Consider the following 9022-nt stretch of genomic DNA (forward strand, 5'->3'; position numbering starts at 1 on the left):
CATGGCCGACAAACAGGGCGGCGTTCACGCTTTCCACCCTGCCCAGGAGGTGCCCCATGCCGGATGACGTGATCGTCGGCCTGGATGCCGGGACCTCGGTGATCAAGGCGGTGGCCTTCGATCGCCAGGGCCGGGAACTGGCCAAGACCCAGTGCGAGAATCGGCTCGAGACCCGCCCCGACGGGGGCGTCGAGCAGAGTCTCCCGGGCACTTGGGGGACGGCCCGGGCCACGCTCCAGCGCCTGTTCGCCGAGCACCCGGCGCTCGCTCCGCGGCTGGCCGCCATCGCGGTGACCGGCCAGGGCGACGGCACCTGGATGATCGATGACCAGGGCCGACCCGTGGGCGATGCCCTGCTGTGGCTCGACAGCCGCGCCAGCGACATCGTCTCCCACTGGCGGGCGACCCGCACCGGGCCCGAGACCTATCGCCGTACCGGTACCGGGCTCAACCAATCGATCCAGAGCGGCCAGCTGAGCTGGCTCGAGCGTCACGAACCCGGGCGTGTCGCCGCGGCGGCCACCATCTTCCACTGCAAGGACTGGCTGTACTTCTGCCTGACCGGCGACCGCGCCACCGACCCGGCCGAGGCGCTGTGGACCTACGGCGACTTCCGCAGCGGCGACTACTCGGACGCCGTGCTCGAGGCATTCGGTCTGGCCAGGCACCGCGAGCGACTGCCGCGGATCGTCGACGGCAGCCGCGAGCACGGCGAGCTCGGTGCCGAGGTGGCCCGGGAGATCGGCGTGGCCGAAGGCACCCCGGTGGTGCTGGCGCCGGTGGACATGTTGGCCACCGGCCTGGGGGCCGGCGTCTATGAACCCGGCAAGCGGGTGGCCTGCAGCATCATCGGCACCACCGGGGCCCACCTCTGCGTGCGCGAGGACCCGCGCGACATCGTGCTCAGCAACCAGTCCTGCTACACCATGCCCTGCGTGGCGCCCGACACCTGGGTCCAGCTGTGCTCCAACATGGCCGCCACCCTCAACCTGGAGTGGTTCCTCAAGGGTCTCAACGCGATGCTCGAGGCGTTGGGCGAGGCGCCACTGACTGCCGAGGGGCTGCTACCGCGGCTCGACGCGGCGCTGGCCACTACCGAGCCGGGGCGGCTGATCTATCACCCCTTCATCTGCGCCAACGGCGAACGCGGCCCCTTCTTCAACCCCCGCGCCCGGGCCCAGTTCCTGGGGCTCTCCACCGAGGTCAACCATCTGCACATGGCGCGGGCCATCTACGAGGGCGTCGCCTTCGCCGCCCGCGACTGCTACCACGCCCTGGAGGCTCACCCGGAGGAGCTGCGGCTGACCGGCGGCGCCGCCCGGAGCAAGACGCTGTGCACCATCCTCGCCTCGGTGATGGGCGTGCCGGTGCGCACCCTGACCCGGGGCGAAACCGGCGCGGCCGGCGCCGCCATGGTGGCGAGCCTGTGCCTGGGGCACCACCGCGACCTGGCCGAGGCCTGCCGGACCTGGGTGACCCCCTTCCTGGCCGAGGAGTGCGTGGCGCCCGATCCCGCCCTGCAGAACCTCTACGAGCGGCTGTTCGGCGTCTACCGCCGTTCCCACACCAACTCGGACGGCTTCTGGCGCCATCTCGAGCGCGTCAACGCCGAGCGCTGAAGCGGTTCACGTTATTCCCCGACCTGGAGGCAAGCATGTCCGACTCATCCGCCCAGCCCCGGCCCCTCTATGACCTGCTGATCATCGGGGCCGGCATCAACGGCGCCGGCTTCGCCCGGGACGCCGCCGGCCGCGGCCTGTCCGTCGCCCTGTGCGAGAAGGACGACCTGGCCCAGGGCACCTCGTCGCGCAGCGGCAAGCTGATCCACGGCGGCCTGCGCTACCTGGAGTACTACGAGTTCCGCCTGGTGCGCGAGGCCCTCAAGGAGCGCAGCGTCATGCTCAAGCAGGCGCCGCACATCATCTGGCCGATGCGCTTCGTGCTGCCCCACAGCCCCGAGCAGCGGCCCGCCTGGCTGGTTCGCGCCGGCCTGTTCCTCTACGACCACCTGGGCGGCAAGGACGACCTGCTGCCCGGCAGCCGCGGCCTCGACCTGCGTACCTGCCCGGAGGGCGAAGCGATCAAGGACGAGTACCCCAAGGGCTTCGAGTACGCCGACTGCTGGGTGGATGACGCCCGCCTGGTAGTGCTCAATGCGCTCGACGCCGCGCGTCTCGGGGCCAGGGTCTACCCCCGTGCCGCCTGCACGAAGGCGACCCGGCTGGCCGATCACTGGGAGGTCGAGCTCACCGACACCGAGAGCGGCGAGATCACCCCCCTCGCCGCCAGGGCGGTGATCAACGCCGCCGGCCCCTGGGTGGACAGGGTCCTCAAGGGCGCCTTCGACCAGGGCGGCAAGGACAGGGTCAAGCTGGTCAAGGGCAGCCATATCGTGCTGCCCAAGCGGTATGCCACCGCCAACTCCTACCTGCTGCAGAACGACGACAAGCGGGTGATCTTCGTCAACCCCTACGAGGGCGACAAGCTGCTGGTAGGCACCACCGACATCCTCTACGAGGGCGACCCGGACAAGGTGGCCATCGATCAGCAGGAGATCGACTACCTGCTCGGCGTGGTCAATCGCTACTTCAAGACGCCCTACACCGAGGACGACATCCTGACCAGCTTCTCCGGCATCCGGCCGCTGTTCGATGATTCCCAGGACAACCCCTCGGCGGTGACCCGCGACTACGTCTTCGACGTCGCCGACGCGGGCGGCAAGGCGCCGCTGCTGTCGGTGTTCGGCGGCAAGATCACCACCTACCGCAAGCTCGCCGAGCACGGCCTGGAAAAGCTCGCCCCCTACTTCCCGGCGATGGGCAAGACCTGGAACGCGACCGCGCCGCTGCCCGGCGGCGACATGCCGGGAGCCGACTTCGCGGCCTTCCTCAAGGGACTCCAGCGCGACTACCCCTGGCTCGAGAAGGCCACTGCCACCCGCTACGCCCGCCTCTACGGCACCCTCGCCCGGCGGATCCTCGGCGAGGCCCGGCGTTACCAGGACCTGGGCGAGCACCTGGGGGCCGACCTCTACGCCGTCGAGGCGCGCTATCTGGTCGATCACGAGTGGGCGCGTAGCGCCGCGGACATCCTCGAGCGACGCACCAAGCTCTACCTGGTCATGAACGAGGCGGAGGTCGAGCGGGTCGCGGCCTGGGTCGCGCGGGAAGTCGACGCGTCCCCGGGCGCCAGGGCCGGCGCCAGGACCGACAGCGTCGCCACCTCCTGAGCCCGGCGCGACGCTTGCGCCAACGCAGAGATTCCAACAACAAGAGGTCTTTTCACCATGAATGCATCAGTCAATGCCATACCACTGCCGCGTCCCGGGAAGGGGCGTGGCCTCGCCACGGCCATCGGCATCGCGGTCGTCCTGCTGGGCGCCATGGCCCTGGACACCCGGGTCGTGACGATCGGCTCGGATGCGGAGCTGAGCGATGACGGCTTCTCGGCCGCACGCTTCGGCGCGGAACACTTCCCCCTCGTGCGGGCCAGCGTCGAGGAGCGCGCCGTCGAGGCCGGCCAGCTGGCGGCCGCCATCTCCGAGGACAAGACGGCGGCCGGCGAGCGCCATGGCGTGCCGGCCGGCATCGGCCCGGTGGTCCCCGTCAGCTTCTCCGGCGTGGTCGGGGAGGGCAAGGCCGGGATCTATACGGTCGATGTCGCTGGCGTTCCCGATGACCTGACGATCCGGGTCCAGACCGGGCCGGCCATCAACGGCACCGACCTGCGGGACGCCACCGGCACCATTCGATTCGGCCAGTTCACCAACCAGATCGAGTACCAGGACGCCGCTGCGGCGATCAACGACGAGATGAAGGCGCAGGTGCTGGCGGATATCGACACCGGGGAGCTGACCGGCAAGACCGTTTCGGTCAGCGGTGTCTTCAAGCTGATCAATCCGCACAACTGGCTCGTGACGCCGGTCCGGCTGGACGTGCAGTGAGCCAGAGATACTCAAAGACGGATGCGCATGCCATGAACCAGACATATCAAGAACAAGACAGCGTCGACGAGGTCATCCTCTCGGCACGCCACATCGCCAAGTCCTTCGGCAATGTCCATGCCCTGAAGTCGGTGAACTTCGATATCCATCGCGGCCAGGTCACCACCCTGTTCGGCGAGAACGGGGCCGGCAAGTCGACGTTGATGAAGATTCTATCGGGAGTGCTGCAGCCGACCTCCGGCGAGATCCTCCTGGAGGGCCGGCCGGTGAGTGTCGCCTCGACCACCGAGGCGCAGCGTCTCGGCATCTCGATCATCCATCAGGAGCTGAGTCTCGCCCCCAACCTCAGCGTGCGCGACAACCTCTTCATGGGACGCGAGCTGGGAGGACCGACCGGCATCGACTACGCCGAGGAGGAGCGCCAGACGCGTCGGCTGATGGAGGAGCTGGACGAGCCCATCGATCCGCTGACCCCGGTGGAGGACCTGCGCCTGGGACAGCAGCAGATCGTCGAGATCGCCCGGGCGCTGTCGGCGAACTCGCGCATCCTGATCATGGATGAGCCGACCTCGGCGCTCTCCGCCTCGGAAGTCGAGGTGCTGTTCCGGGTGATCCGCGACCTCAAGAGCCGTGGCGTCTCGATCGTCTATATCTCCCACCACCTCGAGGAAGCCCTGCAGATCACCGACCATGCTGTGGTGCTGCGCGACGGCATCATGACGGCCTACGCCCCGCGCCGGGACATCGACCTGGAGTGGATCGTGCGCAATATGGTCGGCGAGGGCTTCGACCTCGGCTCGCCGCCCAGCGGCTACCCCATGGGCGAGGTCGCGCTGTCGCTGCGCGAGGTGTCCGTCCCGGACACCACGGTGCCCGATCGGTCGGCCGTCGACCGGCTGTCCCTCGACGTGCGGGCCGGCGAGATCGTCTGCCTCTACGGCCTGATGGGCGCCGGGCGCACCGAGCTGCTCGAGAGCGTCGCCGGCCGACTCCCGCTGACGGGAGGCAGTGTCGTGCTCGAGGGCCGAGACGTCTCGCGCCTGGGCATCGCCGAGCGCATCGAGCAGGGCCTGGTGCTGGTGCCCGAGGACCGCCAGCGCGACGGGCTGGTGCAGACGATGTCGGTGGGCGAGAACCTCTCGCTGGCCAGTATCGGCGCCTTCACCCGGTGGCTCTTCACCTCGCGCCGGCGGGAGCGGGCGGTCGTCGAGGACTCCATCCGCAACGTGCATATCAAGACCGACGGCGGCGGGGCCGCGATCGGCTCGCTGTCGGGCGGCAACCAGCAGAAGGTCGTCATCGGCAAGATGCTGGCCACACACCCCCGGGTCGTGCTGCTCGACGAGCCCAGTCGCGGCATCGACATCGGGGCCAAGGCCGAGGTGTTCCGGCTGCTCAGCGAGGGCGCGCGGCAGGGCCTGGCCGTGGTCTTCACCACCTCCGAGGTCGGCGAATGCCTGAGCATCGCGCACCGGGTGGTGGTGATGAGTCGCGGCCGGATCGCCGCGGAGTTCGGTGCCGACGTCAACAAGGCAGACATCATGGCCGCCTCGGGTGAAGCCGTGGCCGCCTGATCCCCCTTCATAGCGGAGTACACAACAATGACCAACTCAAGCCAAGCTCAAAACGGCGCCCGAGCGGGAGCGTCCGGTGGCGGTTTCGACCTGGGACGCCTGCTGCTCGAGGGCAGGGCATTCTTCGCCCTGATCGCGATCATCCTCATCTTCTCGATCCTGTCGCCGGTCTACTTCTCGGCGAACAACTTCCTGACCATGTCATCGCATGTGGCGATCTTCGGCCTGCTGTCCATCGGCATGCTGCTGGTCATCCTCACCGGTGGCATCGACCTGTCCGTGGGCTCGACGCTGGGACTCGCGGGCGTCTTCGCCGGCTTCCTGATGCAGGGGGTGTCGTTCGAAGTGTTCGGCGTCGTGGTGTATCCCCCGGTGTGGGCGGTCGTCATCCTGACCTGCGCCCTGGGGGCCTTGGTCGGCGCGATCAACGGCGTGCTCATCGCCTTCTTCAAGGTGCCGGCGTTCGTCGCCACCCTGGGCATGCTCTACGTCGCCCGCGGCGTCGCCCTGCTGATGACCGACGGCCTCACCTACAACCACCTCGGCGGCAGCCCGGAACTCGGCAACACCGGCTTCGACTGGCTCGGCTTCAATCGGCTGTTCGGCGTGCCGGTCGGCGTGCTGATCATGGCGGCCGTGGCCATCGCCGCCATGCTGGCGCTGTCGCGCACCCCCTTCGGCCGCTGGGTCTATTCCACCGGCGGCAACGCCCGGGCGGCGGAGCTGTCCGGGGTGCCGGTCAAGCGCGTGCAGGTGTCGGTCTATGTGCTGTCGGGGATCTGCGCCGCCATCGCCGGCCTGGTGCTGTCGTCGCAACTGACCTCGGCGGGGCCGACGGCGGGCACCACCTACGAACTGACCGCCATCGCCGGCGTGGTCATCGGCGGTGCGGCGCTGACCGGCGGCCGCGGCAACGTGCGGGGCACCCTGCTCGGGGCCTTCGTGATCGGCTTCCTGTCCGACGGGTTGGTGATCATCGGCGTCTCGTCCTACTGGCAGACCGTATTCACCGGCGCCGTCATCGTCCTCGCCGTGCTGCTCAACAGCATTCAATACAAGGGCCGCAAGAAGCCGCGCCCGGCGCCTTCCGGCGCTCAGACGTCTTCCTCGCCACAGCGTGCCGCGGCCTGACCGGCGCCGACCGCTGTGGCAAACCAGCCGAGTCTTCGGCATCACAACCACAACAGTAAGGAAGGTCCACCATGTTCAAGACTGGAAAGCACCTGCTGATCGCCGCCCTCGCCGTAAGCGCGCCGCTCTTCGCCGGCGCCGCCGCGGCCCAGGACAAGGGGCTCATCTCGATCATCGTCAACGATAACTCCAACCCCTACTGGTTCACCGAGGGCAAGATCGCCCGGGAGACCGCCGAGGAGTTGGGCTACGAGGCCAACGTGAGTTCCCACAAGGGGGATACCAATACCGAGAGCCGGCAGATCGATACCGCGATCACCAACCAGGCCGAGGCGATCATCCTCGACCCAGCCAACGCCGACGGCTCCATCGGCGCCGTGCGCAAGGCCGTCGACGCCGGGATCCCGGTGTTCATCGTCAATGCCGAGATCAACCAGCAGGGGCTGGCCGAGGCGCAACTGGTGTCCAACAACGCCCAGGGAGCGGCCCTGGGCGCCCAACAGTGGGTGCAGAACGTCAGCGACGAGGCGAAGTACGTCGAACTCAAGGGGGCGCCTTCCGACAATAATGCCGCGACGCGCTCGAACGGCTACCAGACCGTGCTCAGCCAGTACCCGACCCTGGAACGGGTCGGCGTGGACGTCGCCAACTGGGATCGCACCCAGGGCTACAACAAGATGCAGAGCCTGCTGCAGGCCAATCCCGACATCGACGGCGTGATCAGCGGCAACGACGAGATGGCGCTCGGCGCGATCGCCGCACTCAAGGAGGCGGGCAAGCTCGACGAGGTGGTCGTCGGTGGCTTCGATGGCTCACCCGACGCGATCGATGCGGTCAAGGCCGGCGAGATGGCCTACACGGTCCTGCAGCCGGTGGCCATCTTCTCCGAGCAGGCGGTTCGCCTGGCGGACCAGTTCATCCGCACCGGTGAAACCGGCCTCGATGGCGAGAAACAGCTCTTCGACTGCTTCCTCGTCACCGCGGACAATGTGGATCGGTACACCGCTCCCTTCGTGCTCGCGCAACAATAGCGCGCCACCGGAGGCGGCATTCCCCGCCTCCGCCGTTCCTCCCCTCTGCGCCGCCGGCTCCGCCCGGCGGCGCTTGCGTGTGTCGGGCTGGTGATCTCGAGGCCCGTCTCGGCGATGCCACCGAAACGACACTGCCCGGCGCAAGGCCGGGCAGTGTCGTTGAGATAACGCTGCAGCGTGCGTCAGTCGCCCAGTCGACGGGCCTGGCGGTGGTTCTCCAGTGTCATGACGCAGGCGTCGGCGGCCTCGCGGCCCTTGGTCACGAAGTGCTCATGGAAGAACGCCGTGTGGGTGGCGTGTTCGTGGAAGTGGTGCGGCGTGAGCACCACCGAGAGCACCGGCACCTCGGTGTCGAGCTGGACCCGCATCATGCCGTCGATCACCGCCTGGGCGACGAAGTCGTGGCGATAGATGCCGCCATCGACCACGAAGCCGGCGCCGACGATGGCGTCATAGCGACCACTGTTGGCCAGCAGCTTGGCCTGCAGGGGAATCTCGTAGGCGCCGGCGACGCTGAAGACCTCGACCCGCTCGGCCTCGATGCCGTGCCTTTCGGCGAGTGTGGCGGTGAACGCCTCGCGGGCCCGACCGACGATATCGTCGTGCCAGCTGGCCTGGATGAAGGCGATGCGGGGGGCGTGACTGGGGGTGGACTGATTCATGGTTTTCCTCGTTGATATCACCAGAATCAGGGCAAGCGGGACCGATCGCCGGGCGCAAGCACCCGTCAATGGAGCCGTTCTCTTCCTTCCGGACTATCACCGTCGGCTTCGGAATCGCACCGAATCTGCTGACCCCGGTCGCGGCCGCGTCGGTGGGGAACCGTACGCCGGCCGTCCCGGGCGCTCGCGGGCTGAGGCGAAAGCCGCCATCACCGCCGGTGGGGACTTTCACCCCGCCCTGAGAACAATGACCGCGGCCAGGCGCCTGTCGGATTTCACCGATCGGCGCCTGGCCACGGTCGAACCATTGTATGCGGCACCGCCTGGCGCCGCTAGCCTCTCCGCTCTCGACATCGAGGATCCGGCGTTGGCCGGATCCTCGATGTCGGTATCAGGTGGCCCGCCGGGTCAGCAGCCGTTCGGCCTGCTCGACGACGTTGTCGACGGTGAAGCCGAAGTGCTGGAAGAGGTCTTCCGCCTTGCCCGACTCGCCGTAGCTGGTCATGCCGACTACCCGGCCGTCGAGGCCCACGTACTTGTACCAGGCGTCGACATGGCCGGCCTCGATGGCGAGCCGTGCGCTCACCGCCCTCGGCAGCACGCGCTCGCGGTACTCGGCGTCCTGGGCGTCGAAGCGGTCGGTCGAGGGCATCGAGACCACCCGCACCGCGCGGCCGGCCT

8 protein-coding genes and 1 riboswitch are annotated in these 9022 nt (G+C 68.4%); of the genes, 6 read left to right on the forward strand and 2 right to left on the reverse strand.

What is annotated here, in order from left to right; all coding sequences use genetic code 11:
- Nucleotides 1–56 precede the first annotated feature (56 nt).
- The 6 genes from MKP05_RS14970 (at nt 57) to MKP05_RS14995 (ending at nt 7679) form a co-directional block, all read left to right on the forward strand.
- Nucleotides 57–1619: an FGGY-family carbohydrate kinase gene (locus tag MKP05_RS14970; protein WP_240569085.1), complete on the forward strand. Its 1563-nt coding sequence runs from the start codon at nt 57–59 to the stop codon at nt 1617–1619.
- A gap of 35 nt (nt 1620–1654) precedes the next feature.
- A complete protein-coding gene (locus tag MKP05_RS14975) occupies nt 1655–3229 on the forward strand; it encodes a glycerol-3-phosphate dehydrogenase (RefSeq protein ID WP_240569087.1) in 1575 nt (524 codons plus the stop codon).
- Nucleotides 3230–3286: 57 nt separating this feature from the next.
- Nucleotides 3287–3943: a DUF2291 family protein gene (locus MKP05_RS14980; protein WP_240569088.1), complete on the forward strand. Its 657-nt coding sequence runs from the start codon at nt 3287–3289 to the stop codon at nt 3941–3943.
- A 32-nt stretch (nt 3944–3975) separates the two neighbouring features.
- Nucleotides 3976–5517: a sugar ABC transporter ATP-binding protein gene (locus MKP05_RS14985; RefSeq protein WP_240569089.1), complete on the forward strand. Its 1542-nt coding sequence runs from the start codon at nt 3976–3978 to the stop codon at nt 5515–5517.
- A 27-nt stretch (nt 5518–5544) separates the two neighbouring features.
- Nucleotides 5545–6648, forward strand: a complete 1104-nt coding sequence (locus MKP05_RS14990; RefSeq protein ID WP_240569090.1) for an ABC transporter permease — start codon at nt 5545–5547, stop codon at nt 6646–6648.
- A 71-nt stretch (nt 6649–6719) separates the two neighbouring features.
- The gene (locus tag MKP05_RS14995; RefSeq protein WP_110282558.1) at nt 6720–7679 is read left to right on the forward strand and encodes a D-ribose ABC transporter substrate-binding protein; all 960 of its coding nucleotides are present in this window, start codon (nt 6720–6722) and stop codon (nt 7677–7679) included.
- Nucleotides 7680–7861: 182 nt separating this feature from the next.
- Here MKP05_RS14995 and MKP05_RS15000 read toward each other — a convergent pair whose 3' ends face one another.
- Nucleotides 7862–8341, reverse strand: a complete 480-nt coding sequence (locus tag MKP05_RS15000) for a 6,7-dimethyl-8-ribityllumazine synthase (RefSeq protein WP_240569091.1) — start codon at nt 8339–8341, stop codon at nt 7862–7864.
- A 72-nt stretch (nt 8342–8413) separates the two neighbouring features.
- Nucleotides 8414–8591, reverse strand: a riboswitch (FMN riboswitch).
- 141 nt (nt 8592–8732) lie between these two features.
- Nucleotides 8733–9022, reverse strand: a 290-nt coding sequence (locus MKP05_RS15005; protein WP_276316628.1) for a transketolase-like TK C-terminal-containing protein, incomplete at its 5' end; no start/stop codon positions are given.

Origin of the sequence: Halomonas flagellata (genome assembly GCF_022487945.1) — a bacterium.
Classification (GTDB): domain Bacteria; phylum Pseudomonadota; class Gammaproteobacteria; order Pseudomonadales; family Halomonadaceae; genus Halomonas; species Halomonas flagellata.